The organism is Streptomyces lusitanus (assembly GCF_042647945.1).
GTDB classification, from domain to species: Bacteria; Actinomycetota; Actinomycetes; order Streptomycetales; family Streptomycetaceae; genus Streptomyces; species Streptomyces pseudogriseolus.
Genome location: NZ_JBHRWL010000011.1, coordinates 403,105 through 421,282, shown reverse-complemented (window position 1 = coordinate 421,282; position 18,178 = coordinate 403,105). Strand labels below are relative to the sequence as shown.

Genomic DNA, 18,178 nt, shown 5'->3' with positions numbered 1-18,178 from the left:
CCCCTGCGGACACTCCGCACCGCTCCTACACTGTGGGGTCGAATCGGCAGACACACGGGGGACGTTGATGTCGGCATTTCGTCGTGCCACGGCCTGGTTGATCGACTTCGCGCTGGTGGCGGCGCTGGCCTCGCTGCTCGCGGTGCTCACCTTCAACCGGATGTCCGCGCTGGTGACGGACGTGCCCGAACTGGCCGCGCGCGGCGGCTTCGACCTGCTCACCTCGCGCGGGGACGTGCTGGACGCGTCGGCCGGCCTCGGCACGTCGCTGTGGGACAAGTCGGTGGGGTACGTGCAGCAGGCGTTCGGGCTGCTGGTCGTCGCCGTCTTCCTCTACCGGTGGGCGTGCCTCGCCCTCGCCGGGCGGACCGTCGGCAAGGCCCTGACCGGGCTGAAGGTCATGCCGCGCACGCCCCGCCGGGCGGCGCTGCGCGCGGCGGTGACCACGTCCACCGACGTCGCCGTGTACGCGGTGGCGTGCGTGCTGCTGGTCGAGGGCGAGATCGCGCTGTCGGTGCTGGTCTGGCTGGTGGCGGTGGCGCTGTTCCTGCTGAACGCGCTGCCGGTGCTGGGCGGGCGGCGGCGCTCCCTCGCCGACCGGGTCGCGGGCACCTCGGTGGCGTCCGTGGAGCTCAGCAGGTTCGCCGCCACGCGTCGAGCGAGTACCGCTTGAGCAGGGAACTCAGCTTCAGGCGGCGGGAGTCGGCGCAGAAGCGGGCGGTGGGCAGTTCGTACTCGACGTGGAAGACGGCCTTGCCCGCCGCGACGAACGGGGTGAGCCGGTCGCACTCGCCGTACTGGGCGCACTGCTCGTTGACCGCGAAGTCGAAGTCGCCGACCAGTTCGGGGATCTGGTCGAGGTCGTTCTTCAGGCCGACGGCCATGCCGCGCTCGTGCGCGAGCCGGGCGATCAGCCGGTTGTAGCGGAGCTGGTCGGCGGCGGTCAGCGGGAAGCCGGTGCGGTTGCGGTAGCCGTCCATGTTGTCCGGCTCCACGGCGTCGAAACCCTTGTCGCGGCACATGTCGAGGCGTTCGGCCATCAGCGGCTCCAGGACATCGGTGCGGCGGATGTCGAGCCAGCGCTCGCCCTCCCAGCCGTTGCCCCGGCCGATCACCGGCCTCGGGAAGTCGTCCGCGTCCGGGCGGAAGTCCTCCCAGGCCCCGGTGGACAGGTAGCAGACGGCCTTGCGGCCGGCGCGGTGCAGCGCGGCGACGGTCTCCTTCGAGTGGTGGAAGCCGTCGATGTCGTACACGGGGACGTCGACGGTGGTGTCCAGGCGGCCGGTGAGCTGCCACTGCCAGGCCAGACCGGGCCGCGGCCGCCACCACTCCCCCGGCGCCCCCGAGGACGCCTCGCCGTCCGCGCCCCCGGGATCGCCCCCGGAGCCCCCGGAACTCGGTCCACACCCCGTCAGCACCAGGGCCAGCAGGACGACCACCGCGCACACTCTTCTCACCGCACGCTCCCCCTTCACGGCCGCCGCACCCCGGCGGCACGAACGGCACCCCATGATCGCGCGGGGCGCCCCCGGCCCGCGACGGGGCATCCCCGGCCCGACGCGGGGCATCCCGGGCCCGTCGCGGGGCACCCGCCGCGCCGGAACGGGCGCGCACCGGCCATGAGTGCGGGCGCACACGCGCGTAGGCTCGGGGCCGAGTGTTCGCCGCACCGGGGGAGGCCCCGACGGGATCGCACCCGGACGTCACGTTTAGGGTCGGCTGCCGGGCCCGGTCGACCCACACCCTTCGGCCACTGAAACTTCACATCGGAAGCGAGAATTCACCACCGTGACTGCTCTGACTCTCAGCACCGCCGCGGTCGCCGGCCTGCGCGCCGACGCGATCGTGATCGGTGTCGCCAAGGGCTCCGCGTCCAAGCCCCAGGGACCCGTCGTCGCTCCGGGCGCCGAAGCCGTGGACCAGGCGTACGACGGCAACCTGGCCGGTGTCCTGGAGACCCTCGGCGCGTCCGGTGCCGAGGGCGAGGTGACCAAGCTCCCCGCGCCGGCCGGCTTCAAGGCGCCGCTCGTGGTGGCGGTGGGCCTCGGCGCCCAGCCCGAGGGGGACTCCGGCTACGACGCCGAGGCGCTGCGCAAGGCGGCCGGCGCCGCCGCCCGCGCCCTCACCGGCACGAAGAAGGCCGCGTTCGCGCTCCCCCTGGCGGACGCCGCCGACGCCGGCGCGGTCGCCGAGGGCGTGCTGCTCGGCGCGTACTCCTTCGACGCCTACAAGGACCAGGGCGACGCGAAGAACGGCAAGGGCGGCAAGACCCCGCTCGCCGAGGCCGCGCTGCTCGGCGGCAAGCCCCGCGACAAGGCGTACAAGGCGGCCGTCGACCGTGCCGTCGCCGTGTCCGAGGAGCTCAACCGGGCCCGCGACCTGATCAACACCCCGCCGAACGACCTCAACCCCGAGGCGTTCGCGGCGGTCGCGCAGGCGGCGGCGAAGGAGCACGGCATCAAGGTGCAGGTGCTCGACGAGAAGGCCCTCGTCAAGGGCGGCTACGGCGGCATTCTCGGCGTCGGCGCCGGCTCCGCGTCCGGCCCGCGCCTGGTGAAGCTGTCGTACACCTCGTCCAAGGCGAAGAAGCACCTGGCGCTGGTCGGCAAGGGCATCACCTACGACTCGGGCGGCATCTCGCTCAAGCCGGCCGGCCACAACGAGACGATGAAGTGCGACATGAGCGGCGCCGCCGCCGTGTTCGCCGCGGTCGTCGCCGCCGCCCGGCTCGGCCTGGAGGTCAACGTCACCGGCTGGCTGGCGCTGGCCGAGAACATGCCCTCCGGCTCCGCGACCCGCCCGGGCGACGTGCTGCGCATGTACAGCGGCAAGACCGTCGAGGTGCTCAACACCGACGCCGAGGGCCGGCTGGTCCTGGCGGACGCGCTGTGGGCGGCCTCGGAGGAGAAGCCGGACGTCATCGTGGACGTGGCGACCCTGACCGGCGCCATGGTGCTGGCGCTGGGCAGCCGCACCTTCGGCATCATGGCCAACGACGACGACTTCCGCGCCGCGGTGCACGAGACCGCCGAGGAGGCGGGCGAGCCGGCCTGGCAGATGCCGCTCCCCGAGCACCTGCGCAAGGGCATGGAGTCGGCGACCGCCGACATCGCCAACATGGGTGAGCGGATGGGCGGCGGCCTGGTCGCCGGCCTGTTCCTGCGCGAGTTCGTCGGCGAGGGCATCACCTGGGCCCACCTCGACATCGCGGGCCCGGCCTTCAACGAGGGCGGCCCCTTCGGCTACACCCCCAAGGGCGGAACCGGTTCCGCCGTGCGCACCCTGGTGCGGCTGGCGGAGCGGGCCGCCGCGGGCGAGCTGAGCTGACACGTCCTCCGGTGACGGGCCTCGTACGCGGGTGCGACGGGGCCCCGTCACCGGGGAGTGGGACGTCTCACACCACGGCCCGGCGTCTCGTACGGCCCCGACAAGTGCGAGGATAGGGCTCGGCAGGACAGGGCCCCACACAAGGGCCGAGAACATAGAGCGGCCGGACACCAGCCGCCGACCGGTCACTGGAGACCGGCGTGGCGCACATGCATGGAGGACGTGACGTGGCGAACGACGCCAGCACCGTTTTCGACCTAGTGATCCTCGGCGGTGGCAGCGGTGGGTACGCCGCGGCCCTGCGCGGGGCGCAGCTGGGCCTGGACGTCGCCCTGATCGAGAAGGGCAAGGTCGGCGGTACCTGCCTGCACAACGGATGCATTCCCACCAAGGCCCTGCTGCACGCGGGTGAGATCGCCGACCAGGCCCGCGAGAGCGAGCAGTTCGGTGTGAAGGCCACCTTCGAGGGCATCGACATCGCGGCCGTCCACAAGTACAAGGACGACGTGATCGCGGGTCTGTACAAGGGTCTTCAGGGGCTGATCGCCTCCCGCAAGATCACCTACATCGAGGGCGAGGGCCGGCTGTCCTCCCCCACCTCCGTCGACGTGAACGGTCAGCGCGTCCAGGGCCGCCACGTCCTGCTGGCGACCGGCTCCGTGCCGAAGTCGCTGCCGGGCCTGCAGATCGACGGCGACCGGATCATCTCCTCCGACCACGCCCTGACCCTGGACCGCGTGCCCAAGTCCGCGATCGTCCTGGGCGGCGGCGTCATCGGGGTCGAGTTCGCGTCCGCGTGGAAGTCGTTCGGCACCGACGTCACCGTCATCGAGGGCATGAAGCACCTCGTCCCGGTCGAGGACGAGAACAGCTCCAAGCTGCTCGAGCGCGCGTTCCGCAAGCGCGGCATCAAGTTCAACCTGGGCACGTTCTTCGAGAAGGCCGAGTACACCCAGGACGGTGTGAAGGTCACCCTGGCGGACGGCAAGGAGTTCGAGGCCGAGGTCCTGCTCGTCGCCGTCGGCCGCGGCCCGGTCTCGCAGGGCCTGGGCTACGAGGAGGCCGGGGTCGCCATGGACCGCGGCTACGTCCTGGTCGACGAGTACATGCGGACGAACGTCCCGACGATCTCCGCCGTCGGCGACCTCGTCCCGACGCTCCAGCTCGCGCACGTCGGCTTCGCCGAGGGCATCCTGGTGGCGGAGCGGCTGGCGGGTCTGAAGACCGTCCCGATCGACTACGACGGCGTCCCGCGCGTGACGTACTGCCACCCCGAGGTCGCCTCCGTCGGCATCACCGAGGCCAAGGCCAAGGAGATCTACGGCGCGGACAAGGTCGTCGCCCTGAAGTACAACCTCGCCGGCAACGGCAAGAGCAAGATCCTGAAGACCGCGGGCGAGATCAAGCTCGTCCAGGTCAAGGACGGTGCGGTGGTCGGCGTCCACATGGTCGGCGACCGTATGGGCGAGCAGGTCGGCGAGGCCCAGCTGATCTACAACTGGGAGGCGCTGCCGGCCGAGGTGGCCCAGCTCGTGCACGCCCACCCGACGCAGAACGAGGCGCTCGGCGAGGCCCACCTGGCGCTGGCCGGCAAGCCCCTCCACTCCCACGACTGAGCCATCGGTCACCGGGCGCGACGACACAGACTTCCGCACTTCTAAGGAGCAACCGAAACCATGGCGGTTTCCGTAACCCTTCCGGCGCTCGGCGAGAGCGTCACCGAGGGCACTGTCACCCGCTGGCTGAAGGCCGAGGGTGAGCGCGTCGAGGCCGACGAGCCGCTGCTCGAGGTGTCGACCGACAAGGTCGACACCGAGATCCCGGCCCCCGCCTCCGGCGTGCTGTCCTCCATCAAGGTCGCCGAGGACGAGACGGTCGAGGTCGGCGCCGAGCTGGCCCTGATCGACGACGGCAGCGGCGCCCCCGCGGCCACCGAGGCGCCCGCCGCCGAGCAGGCGGCCCCGCCGGCCCCCGCGCCGGAGCCGCAGGCCCAGCCGTCCACCGAGCAGGCCGCCCCCGCCCCGGCGCCCACCGCCGAGGCCGCGGCCGGCGGCGGTTCCGCGCAGGGCACCGACGTGGTGCTGCCGGCGCTGGGCGAGTCCGTCACCGAGGGCACCGTCACCCGCTGGCTGAAGTCGGTGGGCGACACCGTCGAGGCCGACGAGCCGCTGCTCGAGGTGTCCACCGACAAGGTCGACACCGAGATCCCCGCCCCCGCGTCCGGCACCCTGCTGGAGATCGTGGTCGGCGAGGACGAGACCGCCGAGGTCGGCGCGAAGCTCGCCGTCATCGGCGAGGCCGGCGCCGCTCCGGCCGCCGCCCCCGCCGAGGAGGCCCCGGCCGCCCCGGCGCAGCCCGAGCCCACCCCGGCTCCCGCGCCGCAGGCTCCCCCGGCTCCGGCTCCGGCGCCCGCGCCGGCTCCGCAGCAGGCCGCCCCGGCCCCCCAGCCGGCCGCCCCGGCGGCCCCGGCCCCGCAGGCGCCCGCGGCTCCGGCCCCGGCCGCCGCGCAGGCCACGGACGACGGCGCCTATGTGACCCCGCTGGTGCGCAAGCTCGCCGCCGAGAACGGCGTCGACCTGTCCACCGTCAAGGGCACCGGCGTCGGCGGGCGTATCCGCAAGCAGGACGTCATCGCCGCCGCCGAGGCCGCGAAGGCCGCCGCCGCTGCCCCGGCTCCGGCCGCCGCCGCTCCGGCCGCCTCGAAGAAGGCCCCGGTGCTGGAGGCGTCCCCGCTGCGCGGCCAGACCGTGAAGATGCCGCGGATCCGCAAGGTCATCGGCGACAACATGGTCAAGGCCCTGCACGAGCAGGCCCAGCTGTCCTCGGTCGTCGAGGTCGACGTCACCCGTCTGATGAAGCTGCGCGCCCGGGCCAAGGACGCGTTCGCGGCCCGCGAGGGCGTCAAGCTCTCCCCGATGCCGTTCTTCGTCAAGGCGGCGGCCCAGGCGCTGAAGGCCCACCCGGTCATCAACGCCAAGATCAACGAGGCCGAGGGGACCATCACCTACTTCGACACCGAGAACATCGGTATCGCGGTGGACTCCGAGAAGGGCCTGATGACCCCGGTCATCAAGAACGCCGGCGGTCTCAACATCGCCGGTATCGCCAAGGCCACGGCGGAGCTGGCGGGCAAGGTCCGCGGCAACAAGATCACCCCGGACGAGCTGTCCGGCGCGACCTTCACCATCTCCAACACCGGGTCGCGCGGTGCGCTCTTCGACACGATCATCGTGCCGCCGGGGCAGGTCGCGATCCTCGGCATCGGCGCCACGGTCAAGCGTCCGGCCGTCATCGAGACCGAGGAGGGCACGGTCATCGGCGTCCGCGACATGACGTACCTGACCCTCTCCTACGACCACCGTCTGGTGGACGGCGCCGACGCGGCCCGTTACCTGACGGCGGTCAAGGCGATCCTGGAGGCGGGCGAGTTCGAGGTCGAGCTCGGTCTGTGAACCGGCCTTGAACCGGTCCGTCGACCGGGTGGTGACCCCGGGCCGCTGATCCGGTACCTCGGTGCCCCCGTCCGGAAGTCCTCGTGGCTTCCGGACGGGGGCACCGTCACATGGGGCGTGTAAGTCTCGTCTCACCTGGGGGAAAGCGCCCCCGCGCGCCCTACCCGGGCGGGCTCCCGGCCGTATTGTCTATTCGTCAAAGCCCCCCGGGGGCCCGCGGGCCCCGCTAAGGAGCCCGTCATGACCGCGCCCGTCGTCCATTCGCTGCGCGAACAGATCCGCGAGCACATCCTGGAAGGGATCATCAGCGGGCGCTGGAAGCCGGGCGAGCGGATCGTCGAGCGGCGCATCGCAACCGAGCTGGAGGTCAGCCAGACGCCCGTGCGGGAGGCGCTGCGCGAGCTGGAGTCGCTGCGGCTGATCGAGTCGGCGCCGAACAAGGGCGTGCGAGTGCGGAACCTGACGGCGGCCGACCTGGAGGAGAGCTACCCGGTCCGGGCCGGTCTCGAGGCGATCGCGGCGGAGCTGGCGGCGGAGCGGCTGGCGGAGGACTGCTCGGCGCTGGAGCCGCATGTGGCGGCGCTGTACGAGGCCGACCGGCTGTCGGACGGGACGGGGCAGGTGCGGCACACGGTGGGGTTTCACCGGGAGCTGGTGCGGGCGGCGGGGAATTCTGTGCTGCTGCACACGTGGGAGGGGTTGGGGATCGAGGTGTTCACGGCGCTGTCGATACGGTGGCTGGGGACGGTGCAGCAGTCTTATGCGGAGGAGCACGAGGAGCTGGTCGCGGCGTTCCGGCGCAGGGATCCGCGGATCGCGGAGCTGGTGAAGTCGCATGTGCTGGGGTGTGCGCCGCGGGCCTAGGGAGTTCGCCCCGCCGCCCCTTCCCGTCCCGTCCCCGGGGGCTCCGCCCCCGGACCCCCGTTCGCGCCCACGCGGCGGAGCCGCATATCGGGTACAGCCCCGCGCCCCTGAAGGGGCGCGGGGAACTGCGCGATCAGCCCCCACCGGCCCGCGGTCGCCATCCCACCGCACCCCCCGTGCTCTTCCGCGCGTCGACCCCCTCACCTGCGCAAACGCGCCGAATCGCCGTCACCGCGTGCCACCGCCGGAGGCACCCCGTGCCGACTTTCTCCGGATCAAGGAATTTTGCCCCTCAACCCTTTGATCGATCATCGATCACGGAGTTATTGTCGCCTGCGGACTTCCACCGAAGTCCGCAGCCCTGTCCTGCCAAAGACCAAGGGCACCCCCGAACCCTTCTGAGGGCACCCCCTTCGACTGAGGAAGGCGGCGACATGACCGACCCCAACGCCATCCAGCCGAGCGAGCTCGACCAGCTCCCGGACCGCGACCCCGAGGAGACCGCCGAGTGGCAGGCCTCCCTGGACGCCGTTGCCGCGGCGGCCGGGCCGCACCGTGCCGCGTACCTGATGCGGCGCACGCTGGAGCGTGCCGAGGGCGCCGGCGTCGCGCTGCCCAAGCTGCTCGAGACCGACTACGTCAACACCATCCCCACCGCGGCCGAGCCCGCCGTGGACGGCGACGAGGCGATGGAGCAGCGCATCACCGCCTGGAACCGGTGGAACGCGGCGGCGATGGTGACCCGCGGCAGCAAGTACGGCGTGGGCGGCCACATCGCCACCTTCGCCTCGGCCGCGTGGCTCTACGAGACCGGCTTCAACCACTTCTTCCGCGGCAAGGAGGGGGACGGCTCCGGCGACCAGCTCTACATCCAGGGCCACGCCTCCCCCGGCATCTACGCCCGCGCGTTCCTCGACGGCCGGATCGGCGAGGAGCAGCTCGACAACTTCCGCCGTGAGGCGGGCGGCAACGGCCTGCCGTCCTACCCGCACCCGCGGCGCCTGCCCTGGCTGTGGGAGTTCCCCACCGTGTCGATGGGCCTCGGCCCGATCTCCGCGATCTACCAGGCGCGCTTCAACCGCTACCTGACCAGCCGCGGCATCAAGGACGTCTCCGACTCCCACGTGTGGGCGTTCCTCGGCGACGGCGAGATGGACGAGCCCGAGTCGACGACCGCGCTCACCCTCGCCGCCCGCGAGCAGCTGGACAACCTGACCTTCGTCATCAACTGCAACCTGCAGCGCCTCGACGGCCCGGTCCGCGCGAACTTCAAGATCGTGCAGGAGCTGGAGGCCCAGTTCCGCGGCGCCGGCTGGAACGTGATCAAGACGCTGTGGGGCACGGCGTGGGACGAGCTGTTCCAGCTCGACACCACCGGCGCCCTCGTACGCCGTCTCCGCGAGGTGCCGGACGCGCAGGTGCAGACGTACCAGACGCGTGACGCCGCCTACATCCGCGAGGACTTCTTCGGCAAGGACCCGGCGCTCGTCGAGATGGCGAAGCTGCTGAGCGACGACAAGATCCTCGAGTGCTTCCACTTCTCGCGCGGCGGCCACGAGTCCCGCAAGGTCTACGCCGCCTACAAGGCCGCGCTGTCCCACAAGGGCGCGCCGACCGTGATCCTGGCGCAGACCGTCAAGGGCCACACCCTCGGTGAGGGCTTCGCCTCGAAGAACGCCAACCACCAGATGAAGAAGCTGACGGTGGACGAGTTCAAGGCGATGCGCGACCGCCTGGAGCTGCCGATCGCGGACTCGGCGTTCGTCGACGGCGTGGTGCCCTACGCGCACCCGGGCGCCGGCTCCCCCGAGGTCCGCTACCTCCAGGAGCGCCGCGCCGCCCTCGGCGGCCCCGCCCCGGCCCGCCGCGTGCACCCGGTCGCGCCGCTGCCGCAGCCGGCCGACAAGGCGTTCGCCGCCTTCGACAAGGGCTCCGGCTCGCAGAACGTGGCCACCACGATGGCGTTCGTCCGCCTGGTCAAGGACCTGGTCCGGGACAAGGAGACGGGCAAGCGCTGGGTGCCGATCGTCCCCGACGAGGCGCGCACCTTCGGCATGGAGAGCCTCTTCCCGTCCCTCGGCATCTACTCGCCGATGGGCCAGACGTACGAGCCGGTCGACCGCGACCAGCTGATGTACTACAAGGAAGCCAAGAACGGCCAGATCTTCAACGAGGGGATCACCGAGGCCGGCGCCATGGCCGAGTTCATCGCCGCGTCGACGTCGTACTCGACGCACGGCGAGACGATGATCCCGTTCTACATCTACTACTCGATGTTCGGCTGGCAGCGCACCGGCGACCAGATGTGGCAGCTCGGCGACCAGCTCGGCCGCGGCTTCCTGGTCGGCGCCACCGCGGGCCGCACCACGCTGACCGGTGAGGGTCTCCAGCACGCCGACGGCCACTCCCCCGTCATCGCGGCGACCAACCCGGCCGCCCTGACGTACGACCCGGCGTTCGCGTACGAGATCGCGGTCATCGTCAAAGAGGGTCTGCGCCGCATGTTCGGCGAGGCCCGGCCGGACGAGGACCAGAACGTCTTCTACTACCTGACGGTCTACAACGAGCCGCTGCCGCAGCCCGCGAAGCCGCAGACGGCCGGCGTCGACGAGGGCATCGTCAAGGGCCTGTACCGCTTCAACACGGCGGAGTCGGCCGGCCTGTCCCCCGCCGCGAACGCCCCGCGCATCCAGCTGCTGGGCTCCGGCACGGCGATCCACTGGGCGCTGAAGGCGCAGAAGCTCCTCGCCGAGGAGTGGGGTGTGGCCGCCGACGTGTGGTCCGCCACCTCCTGGACCGAGCTGCGGCGCGACGCGATGGAGGCCGACGAGGCCCTGCTGCGCGGCGAGGACCGGGTGCCGTACGTACGGCGCGCGCTCCAGGGCGCCGAGGGCCCGGTGCTGGCGGTGTCCGACTACATGCGCCAGGTCCCGGACCAGATCGCGCAGTGGGTCGAGCAGGACTACACCTCGCTGGGCGCCGACGGCTTCGGTCTGTCGGACACCCGTGAGGCGGCCCGCCGCCACTTCGGCGTGGACGCCGAGTCCATCGTGGTCGCCGCCCTGGCCCAGCTCGCCCGCCGCGGCGAGGTGAAGGCCACCGCGGTGAAGGAGGCCCGGGAGAAGTACGGGCTGTAAGGCCCGAGTTGCGAAGGAGGCCCCCGTCGTCACGCGTGTGCGCGTGGCGGCGGGGGCCTCTTGCATGATGGGCGCATGCGTGCTGCCCGGTTGATCAAGATGGTGCTGCTGTTGCAGTCCCGGCCCTCCATGACCGCCGCCGAACTGGCCCAGGAGCTGGAGGTGTCGGAGCGTACGGTCACCCGTGACGCCCAGGCGCTGTCCGAGGCGGGCGTGCCCGTGTACGCGGACCGGGGGCGGATCGGCGGCTACCGGCTGGTCGGCGGGTACCGGACCCGGCTGACGGGGCTGGCCCGCAGCGAGGCGGAGGCGCTGTTCCTGTCCGGGGTGCCGGGCGCCCTGCGCGAGATGGGCCTGGAGGACGCGGCCTCGGCGGCCCGGCTGAAGGTGTCGGCCGCGCTGCTGCCGTCGTTGCGGGACGCCTCGCGGACGGCGGCGCAGCGGTTCCACCTCGACGCGCCGAACTGGTTCCGTGAGCCGCAGACGCCGGAGCTGCTGCCGGCCGTGGCGGACGCGGTGTGGGACGACCGGCGGATCACCGCCCGCTACCGGCGCGGGGCGGGCGAGAGCCGGCACGAGGTGGAGCGGGAGCTGGAGCCGTACGGGCTCGTGCTGAAGGCGGGCGTCTGGTACCTGTGCGCGCGGGTCGCGGGGCGGGACTCCTTCCGGGTGTACCGGATCGACCGGTTCACGGCGGTGGAGCCGCGCGAGGAGCGGTTCGAGCGGGCGGAGGACTTCGAGCTGCCCGCGTTCTGGGAGGAGCGGGCGGAGCAGTTCGCGCGGTCGCTGCTGCGGGCGGAGGTGGTGCTGCGGCTGACGGCGGAGGGGATGCGGAGGCTGCCGCACGTGGTGGACGCGGTGTCGGCGCGGGAGGCGTTGGAAGGGGTGGCCGAGCCCGGGGCCGGGGAGTGGGTCGTCGTGACGCTGCAGGTGGAGTCGGAGGAGGTGGCGCGGACGCAGCTTGCCGGGCTGGGGGCGGAGGGGGAGGTGGTGGAGCCGGTGTCGTTGCGGGAGTTCTTCGCCGCCGAGGCGGAGAGGCTGGTGCGGTTGTATCGGCGGGGGTGAGGGGGGTGCGCCTGGGGTTTGTCCGCCCCCTCCGCCCCTTCCCTTCCCGGCCCTGGGGGCTGCGCCACCAGACCCCCCGTTTGCGCAGTTCCCCGCGCCCCCATAGGGGTCCTGACGGATGCTGGGTCCTGTGATGGACGAGACGGAGTTCTGGGCGTTGGTGGACGGGGCTCGGGAGGATGCCGACGGGGATCCCGAGGAGCAGGCCGATCTGCTCGTGGAGCGGCTCGTGCTGCTGGACCCCGAGGCCGTGCTGGACTTCGCCCGTCACTTCGAGGCGCGCTACCAGCGCGCGTACCGCTGGGACCTGTGGGGCGCCGCGTGGGTGCTGCTGGACGGGGCCAGCGACGACGCGTTCGACTTCTTCCGGTGCTGGCTCATCGGCCAGGGGCGTGAGGTGTTCGAGGGCGCGCTGCACGACCCGGACTCGCTGGCCGAGCTGCTCGACGACTTCGACGAGGAGATCGACGGGGACGGGGAAGATCTGGGTTACGCGGCCGACGAGGCGTACGAGCAGCTCACCGGCCTGGTGATGCCGGGTCTCGGTCTCCCTCCGGCTCCCGCGGAGCCGGAGGGCACACCGCTCGACTTCGAGAACGAGGCGCTGCTCGCCGCGCGCTACCCGCGGCTCTGGGAGAGGTTCCGCGGGGACTGAGCCGCGGGGCGCGGGCGCCGGGCGCCGGTCACAGCCGCCGGTGGGGGCTGGGCGTCTGGCGCAGGGGCGCCGCGTTGGCCTGCATGAGGGCGGAGGCCGTGGAGGCCGCCGGGCCGAGGACGACGGCCGCCGCGGCGACCAGTGCGGTCCAGGGGCGGCGCAGGGTGTCCGCCCAGGTGGTACTTCGGTCAGGGGTGTCGCTCATGGGCTCAGCTCTTCGTTCCGTGCGTCGTCTTCCACAGTGACGCGCTGTGTGTCGGTGCCGGTGTCCCGGCCGGGGCCGGTTCCGGCGTCGCGGCCCTGGAGGCGGGCCGCGAGGTCCCTGATCTCCGGGAGCCGCGCGTGCAGGGCGGCGCCCGGGCAGTCGGTCATGTAGCCGTCGCTGTGCCCCGCGACGGCGGGCAGGACGGCGGTGGTGCCGGCCGCGTAGCGGCTGCCGCCGTTGCTGGAGACCAGCCGTACGTCGGAGCGCGGGTCGGTGCCGGAGGGCCCGAGTTTCCAGGCGGTCACGGCGGCGATGGACCGCAGCATCACGTCCGGCACCTCCGCGCCCTCGGTGAAGGTGCCGAGGGCGGCGATGCCGGCGGTGCGGTGGTTGAAGCCCTGGGTGTGGGCGCCGGTGACGGCCCGGTCGGCGCCGCCGGCGCGGCCCTCGTAGACGGTGCCGCAGCGGTCGACGACGAAGTTGTAGCCGAGGTCGTCCCAGTCGCGGCCCTGGGTCTGGCCCTCGTACAGCGACCGGATGATGCCGGGGGCGTCGGCGCAGTCGTACCCGTTGGGCGAGTCGGTGTGGTGGATGAACACGGCGACGACCTGGTCGTCGTAGCGCGGCGGGGGCTGGTCGCGGGCCGCGTCGCCGATCCACGCCGTGCGCGGCACGATGTCCGGCCGGGGGGCGTGGAAGACGGGCGCCGGGCGGGCGGCGGCCTGGGCGTCGGGGGACTCGGCGGCCCGTTCGACGCCGTAGGCGCTCAGCACCAGCGCGACGGCGGCGGCCGCGCCCGGCACGAAGCCGAGGGGCACGGTGACCGTTCGGGGCAGCCGCGTGGAGCGGGGCCCGCCGGGTATCCGGGGTGGGCGGGGTTTCCGCGCGCCGCGCGGTCTCCTGGGGACACGCATGGTCCCACTGTGGGGCGGGCCGGGGCGGCGCGCGACGTCTGCTCCGCCAGTCGGTGGACGGCCGGTGGAACCATCGTCCCGGTGCGTGACGTTTTTCCCCGTGCGGGCGTGCCTCGCGGGCGCCCTCCCCGCGTCCGGCCGGCGTGTGGCTGATCACGTGGCCCCCGGGCCCCGTACTGAGGGTCGGTGGTCCCGAGAGAAAGGCGGCGTGCGTGGATCTGCTCGACATCCTGCTGATGCTGGTCGTTCTGGCCTATGCGGCGTCCGGTTACCGGCGCGGACTGGTCGCCGGCTGTGTGTCCCTGGCCGGTTTCGTGGGCGGCGCGGTCGTCGGCGTGTGGATCCTGCCGTGGGTGATGGACCTGGTGACGCCGGGGACCGCGCGCGCGACGGTGACCGCGGTGTTCACGGTGCTGCTGCCGGCCGTGGTGGGGCACGAACTGGCGGGGCGGCTGGGGCTGCGGCTGCGCAGGGAGCTGGACCGGGGCCCGCTGCGGGTGGCGGACGGGGTCGGCGGGGCCGCGGCGAACGCGGTGGCGGTGCTGATCGTGGCGTGGGTGGCGGCGAGCGTGCTGGGCGCGTCCTCGTCGCCGCTGGTGACGTCGGCGATCCGGGACTCCCGGCTGCTGGGCGCGGTGCAGGACGCGATGCCGGACACCACGCCCGCCTGGTTCTCGCGGGCCACGTCGGCGCTGACGGAGGCGGGTTTCCCGCAGGTGTTCAACCCGTTCGAGAACGAGTCGACCGCGGAGGTCGCCGCGCCGAGCGGGGACAACGTGACGCCGGCCGCGACCCGTGCGGCGCAGCGCAGCACGGTGAAGGTCGAGGGGGTGGCGGGCACGCAGGGCCGTGAGGGCAGCGGGTTCGTGTACGCGCGTGAGCACGTGATGACCAACGCGCACGTGGTGGCGGGCATCGACGAGCCCACCGTGCGGGTGGGCGGGGTCGGGCGGACGTACGAGGCGCGGGTGGTGCTGTTCGACGCGCGCACGGACGTGGCCGTGCTGTACGTGCCGGACCTGCGGGCGCCGGTGCTGTCCTTCGACGACGACGCGGAGCGGGGCGCGGCGGCGGTGGTGGCGGGCTATCCGCAGGACGGCGCCCTGAACCTCCAGGCGGCGACGGTCGCGGCGCGGGTGCAGGCGCGGGGGCAGAACATCTACAACGACGAGCGGGTCACCCGGGAGATCTACTCGATCCGCTCCACGGTCCGGCCGGGCAACTCCGGCGGCCCGCTGCTGACCACCGACGGGCGGGTGTTCGGCGTGGTGTTCGCGCGCTCCACGTCGGACGCGGAGACGGGGTACGTGCTGACGGCGGACGAGGTGGCCGACGAGGCCGAGCGGGCGGCGGCGTCGACCACCCCGGTGGACACCGGGCAGCCGGTGACGGCGTAGGGCGGGCCGCCGTCAGACGAGGCTCCGCCCCATCAGGACGTCGTCGACGTAGCGCCCGTCGAGGTGGAACTCGCCGGGGAGCACGCCCTCCACGGTGAAGCCCTCGGACGCGTACAGGGTGCGGGCGGCGGTGTTGGGGCCGAGGACGCGCAGGGTGATGCGGCGGGCTCCCCGGCGGCGGGCCTCCGCGACGGCGGCCCGCACCAGAGCCCGGCCGGCGCCCTTGCCGCGCGCCTCCTCGGCGACGGCGAGGCCGCGGATCTGGAGGACGTGCGCGTTGGTCGGCACCGCGGTGGGGTGGCCGAGGCGGACGTAGCCCACGACGCGTCCGTCGTACTCGGCGACCTGGTGGGCGTCCGGACCGCAGGTCGGGTGGAAGAAGGGCTCGTCGGGGCCGGGCGGCTCGGGCCTGACCTCGTGCAGCGGTGACCAGGACTCCCGGTCCAGGCGGGCCAGGGCCGGCTCGTCGTCGGGGCGGGCGGGACGTATCAGCGGTTCCGGCATGCGCGTCACTCTACGTGCCCTCCCCACCGTGATTTCCGGGGCGCCGGGGGCAGGATGGACGTCATGGAACATGCGCGGATCGCGGTGACCGGAGCGTCCGGACTGATCGGCGGCGCCCTGGCGCGGTCGCTGACGGCGGACGGGCACACGGTGGTGCGGCTGGTGCGCCGGGCGCCCCGGTCGGCGGACGAGGTCCGCTGGGACCCCGGGCGCGGGACGGTGGACGCGGCGGGTCTCGCCGGGTGCGACGCGGTGGTGAACCTGGCGGGCGCCGGGGTCGGCGACCGGCGCTGGACGGCCGCGTACAAGGACCTGATCCGCTCCAGCCGGGTCCGCGGCACCACCGCGCTCGCCGAGGCGGTCGCCGGGCTGCCCGAGGACGTTCGGCCGCGGGTGTTCCTGAACGGCAGCGCGACCGGCTACTACGGCGAGACCGGCGACCGCGCGGTGGACGAGAGCGCGCCCCCGGGCGAGGGGTTCCTGCCGGGGGTCTGCGTGGAGTGGGAGGCGGCCGCGGCTCCCGCCCGGGAGGCGGGCGTGCGGACGGTGTTCGCGCGCACGGGGCTCGTGGTGGCGCCCGGGGGCGGGGCGTGGGGGCGGCTGTTCCCGCTGTTCAAGGCCGGTCTGGGCGGGCGGCTCGGGAACGGGCGCCAGTACTGGTCGTACATCGCGCTGCACGACGAGGTGGCGGCGCTGCGTCATCTCCTGGACAGCGAGGGGCTGTCGGGGCCGTTCAACCTGACGGCGCCCGAGCCGCTGACGAACCGTGAGATCACCGCGGCGATGGCGCACGTGCTGCGCCGTCCCGCCGTGTTCGCGGTGCCGGCGCCGGTGCTGCGGGCGGTGCTCGGCGAGATGGCGGGCGACGTGCTGGGCAGCGCGCGGGTGCGTCCCACGCGGCTGCTGGAGTCGGGGTTCCGCTTCGCCTTCCCGCGGATCGAGGGGGCGATCAGGGCGGCGCTGTGAGGTGAGGCGGGCGACCTCTCCTGATCCCTCTGCGACCGGACCGTGCCCGTCCGGGGGGCGTATGCGACCGTCGTGCGCCCGTGCACTGTGCGTGCGCGCCTGACCCGGCGCCCGGGTACGGACCTAACCTCGAGCCGAACTCGGGTATCCCTGGGGCCTGTTGAGGGCATGACGTCTCCAGCGCCCGCGCAACCTCGAGGAGGGGACGTGCTCAAGCCCACGTACCAGGCGGACGTCGTCGTCGTGGGAGCCGGGGTGGCCGGTCTCTCCGCGGCACGTCGGCTGACCAGCGCAGGAGTCTCCACCGTCGTCCTGGAGGCCGCCCACGAGGTGGGGGGCCGCATGGCGACGGAGAAGGTCGACGGCTTCCGTCTCGACAGAGTCGGCCGCCTGCTGTCCACGGCGTGCGCCGAACTGCACGTCACCCCGGGGCTGGAGGACCTGGTGCTGCGGCCGTTCGCGCCCGGTGTCCTGCTGCACAGCGACGGGCGGCACCATCGCGCGGGCGTGCAGCCGGGCAGCCGGCGCGCGCGTGGCGCACGGAGCGCGCGGGGCGCGCTTCACGCGGTACGCGCCCTCGCGAGCGCCCCCCGGCCGGGGCCGCGCAGGCCGGTCGCGGTGCCCGGACGGCAGGTGTCCGTGCCCCGCAACCGGGGCGGCGCCCCGCTGGGCACGGCCCTGGACCAGGCGCGGCTGGGCGCCGCCCTGAACCGGCTGGCGGGCACGTCGGCGGAGCGGCTGCTGGCCCGCCCCGAGACCACCGCCGCCGAGGCGCTGCACGGCCGGGGACTGCCCGCCCGCACCGTCGACGGCTTCCTGCGCCCGCTGCTCGCCGCCCTGTTGTGCGACCCGGAGCTCACCACGTCCAGCAGGCCGGCGGACCTCGCGCTGCGCGACTTCGCGCGCGGGCGGCTGTGCCTGCCGGAGGGCGGGGCGGAGGCGCTGCCGCACTTGCTGGCGCGGTCGCTGCCGCCGGGCACGGTGCACACGGGGGTGCGCGTCACCTCGGTGTCGACGACCTCGGTGACCACCGCGGAGCACGGGGAGTTCCGGTGCGCGGCCGTGCTGGTCGCGACGGGCGGGCGGGACGCGGCGGAGCTGCTGCCGGGGCTGCGGGTGCCGGACTTCCACCCGGTGACGGTGGTGCACCACACCACCGACGAGCCGCCGGGCACGGACGCCTCGCTGCTGCTGGACGCGGACCGGGGCGGTCCGGTCGCGCACACGGCGGTCGTCAGCGCGGTCGACCCGTCCCGCGCCCCGGCCGGCCGCACGCTGGTGACCTCCACGGTCCTCGGCCCGGCCACGGCGGACACCGACACGGCCGTACGGGCCCATCTGGCACGGCTGTACGGGGTGCCGACGGCGCGCTGGGAGACGCTGGCGGTCCGGCACACCGCCGACGCGGCCCCCGTGATGCGCCCGCCGCACGACCTGCACCGCCCGGTACGGCTCCTGGCCGGCCTGTACGTCTGCGGCGACCACCGCGACAGCGGCGCGGTCCAGGGCGCCCTCCGCTCCGCCGACCGCGCGGCCACGGCCCTCCTGACCGACCTGGGCGTCAACCGCCCGATGCACACGGCCGACCCGCTCCCGACAGCCCGAGCGGCCTAGTACCGGCACCCGCCGAGCGTGAACACCCCCTCGGCGGGTGCCTTCCAACGAACACCCCGCCGCCTGCGCCCACCCGTG

At 73.5% G+C, this 18,178-nt stretch carries 15 protein-coding genes; 11 read left to right on the top strand and 4 right to left on the bottom strand.

From position 1 onward, the window contains the following. The first annotated feature begins 67 nt into the window (after positions 1 to 67). A complete protein-coding gene (locus ACFOSY_RS19885; RefSeq protein ID WP_394308689.1) occupies positions 68 to 673 on the top strand; it encodes an RDD family protein in 606 nt (201 codons plus the stop codon). Here the strand turns inward: ACFOSY_RS19885 and ACFOSY_RS19880 are convergent. After that, on the bottom strand, positions 633 to 1,457 hold the full coding sequence (locus ACFOSY_RS19880; protein ID WP_394308686.1) for an endo alpha-1,4 polygalactosaminidase: 825 nt from the start codon (positions 1,455 to 1,457) through the stop codon (positions 633 to 635). The genes ACFOSY_RS19885 and ACFOSY_RS19880 overlap by 41 nt on opposite strands. Positions 1,458 to 1,788: 331 nt before the next feature. On the opposite strand from ACFOSY_RS19880, the gene ACFOSY_RS19875 reads away from it, so the two are divergent. The 7 genes from ACFOSY_RS19875 to ACFOSY_RS19845 all read left to right on the top strand — a co-directional run bounded on the left by ACFOSY_RS19875 (position 1,789) and on the right by ACFOSY_RS19845 (position 12,500). Then, a complete protein-coding gene (locus ACFOSY_RS19875; RefSeq protein ID WP_394308683.1) occupies positions 1,789 to 3,327 on the top strand; it encodes a leucyl aminopeptidase in 1,539 nt (512 codons plus the stop codon). 227 nt (positions 3,328 to 3,554) lie between these two features. Further along, on the top strand, positions 3,555 to 4,943 hold the full coding sequence (lpdA, locus tag ACFOSY_RS19870) for a dihydrolipoyl dehydrogenase (protein WP_394308680.1): 1,389 nt from the start codon (positions 3,555 to 3,557) through the stop codon (positions 4,941 to 4,943). A 60-nt stretch (positions 4,944 to 5,003) separates the two neighbouring features. Beyond that, a complete protein-coding gene (gene sucB / locus ACFOSY_RS19865; RefSeq protein WP_394308678.1) occupies positions 5,004 to 6,779 on the top strand; it encodes a 2-oxoglutarate dehydrogenase, E2 component, dihydrolipoamide succinyltransferase in 1,776 nt (591 codons plus the stop codon). Between the two features lie 240 nt (positions 6,780 to 7,019). Then, the gene (locus ACFOSY_RS19860) at positions 7,020 to 7,643 is read left to right on the top strand and encodes a GntR family transcriptional regulator (protein ID WP_006130137.1); all 624 of its coding nucleotides are present in this window, start codon (positions 7,020 to 7,022) and stop codon (positions 7,641 to 7,643) included. A 434-nt stretch (positions 7,644 to 8,077) separates the two neighbouring features. Continuing rightward, complete coding sequence (gene aceE, locus ACFOSY_RS19855; RefSeq protein ID WP_394308675.1) at positions 8,078 to 10,780, top strand: pyruvate dehydrogenase (acetyl-transferring), homodimeric type; 2,703 nt, start codon at positions 8,078 to 8,080, stop codon at positions 10,778 to 10,780. A gap of 75 nt (positions 10,781 to 10,855) precedes the next feature. After that, complete coding sequence (locus tag ACFOSY_RS19850) at positions 10,856 to 11,845, top strand: helix-turn-helix transcriptional regulator (RefSeq protein ID WP_394308673.1); 990 nt, start codon at positions 10,856 to 10,858, stop codon at positions 11,843 to 11,845. Positions 11,846 to 11,978: 133 nt separating this feature from the next. Continuing rightward, positions 11,979 to 12,500: a DUF4240 domain-containing protein gene (locus ACFOSY_RS19845; protein WP_394308979.1), complete on the top strand. Its 522-nt coding sequence runs from the start codon at positions 11,979 to 11,981 to the stop codon at positions 12,498 to 12,500. Between the two features lie 28 nt (positions 12,501 to 12,528). On the opposite strand, the gene ACFOSY_RS19840 is transcribed toward ACFOSY_RS19845, so the two are convergent. Both ACFOSY_RS19840 and ACFOSY_RS19835 read right to left on the bottom strand, forming a co-directional pair. Next, on the bottom strand, positions 12,529 to 12,705 hold the full coding sequence (locus ACFOSY_RS19840) for a hypothetical protein (protein ID WP_225654090.1): 177 nt from the start codon (positions 12,703 to 12,705) through the stop codon (positions 12,529 to 12,531). Next, positions 12,702 to 13,523, bottom strand: a complete 822-nt coding sequence (locus ACFOSY_RS19835) for a peptidoglycan recognition protein family protein (RefSeq protein ID WP_394308670.1) — start codon at positions 13,521 to 13,523, stop codon at positions 12,702 to 12,704. The genes ACFOSY_RS19840 and ACFOSY_RS19835 overlap by 4 nt, the downstream gene beginning before the upstream one ends. Positions 13,524 to 13,831: 308 nt before the next feature. On the opposite strand from ACFOSY_RS19835, the gene ACFOSY_RS19830 reads away from it, so the two are divergent. Beyond that, on the top strand, positions 13,832 to 15,016 hold the full coding sequence (locus ACFOSY_RS19830) for a MarP family serine protease (protein WP_394308667.1): 1,185 nt from the start codon (positions 13,832 to 13,834) through the stop codon (positions 15,014 to 15,016). Positions 15,017 to 15,028: 12 nt separating this feature from the next. On the opposite strand, the gene ACFOSY_RS19825 is transcribed toward ACFOSY_RS19830, so the two are convergent. After that, a complete protein-coding gene (locus ACFOSY_RS19825; protein ID WP_394308665.1) occupies positions 15,029 to 15,520 on the bottom strand; it encodes a GNAT family N-acetyltransferase in 492 nt (163 codons plus the stop codon). A gap of 63 nt (positions 15,521 to 15,583) precedes the next feature. Between ACFOSY_RS19825 and ACFOSY_RS19820 the strand changes: the two genes are divergently transcribed. Then, positions 15,584 to 16,486 carry a TIGR01777 family oxidoreductase gene (locus tag ACFOSY_RS19820; protein ID WP_394308663.1) on the top strand — a complete coding sequence of 301 codons (903 nt, stop codon included), beginning with the start codon at positions 15,584 to 15,586 and terminating at the stop codon, positions 16,484 to 16,486. Positions 16,487 to 16,693: 207 nt separating this feature from the next. Further along, positions 16,694 to 18,100 carry an NAD(P)/FAD-dependent oxidoreductase gene (locus tag ACFOSY_RS19815; protein WP_394308661.1) on the top strand — a complete coding sequence of 469 codons (1,407 nt, stop codon included), beginning with the start codon at positions 16,694 to 16,696 and terminating at the stop codon, positions 18,098 to 18,100. Positions 18,101 to 18,178: the final 78 nt, after the last annotated feature.

Excerpts from the sequence above, each read along its gene's own strand:
- ACFOSY_RS19885 (WP_394308689.1), top strand. The coding sequence starts at position 68 with ATGTCGGCATTTCGTCGTGCCACGGCCTGGTTGATCGACTTCGCGCTG.
- sucB (WP_394308678.1), top strand. The coding sequence starts at position 5,004 with ATGGCGGTTTCCGTAACCCTTCCGGCGCTCGGCGAGAGCGTCACCGAG.
- ACFOSY_RS19860 (WP_006130137.1), top strand. The coding sequence starts at position 7,020 with ATGACCGCGCCCGTCGTCCATTCGCTGCGCGAACAGATCCGCGAGCAC.
- aceE (WP_394308675.1), top strand. The coding sequence starts at position 8,078 with ATGACCGACCCCAACGCCATCCAGCCGAGCGAGCTCGACCAGCTCCCG.
- ACFOSY_RS19850 (WP_394308673.1), top strand. The coding sequence starts at position 10,856 with ATGCGTGCTGCCCGGTTGATCAAGATGGTGCTGCTGTTGCAGTCCCGG.
- ACFOSY_RS19845 (WP_394308979.1), top strand. The coding sequence starts at position 11,979 with ATGGACGAGACGGAGTTCTGGGCGTTGGTGGACGGGGCTCGGGAGGAT.
- ACFOSY_RS19840 (WP_225654090.1), bottom strand. The coding sequence starts at position 12,705 with ATGAGCGACACCCCTGACCGAAGTACCACCTGGGCGGACACCCTGCGC.
- ACFOSY_RS19825 (WP_394308665.1), bottom strand. The coding sequence starts at position 15,520 with ATGCCGGAACCGCTGATACGTCCCGCCCGCCCCGACGACGAGCCGGCC.
- ACFOSY_RS19820 (WP_394308663.1), top strand. The coding sequence starts at position 15,584 with ATGGAACATGCGCGGATCGCGGTGACCGGAGCGTCCGGACTGATCGGC.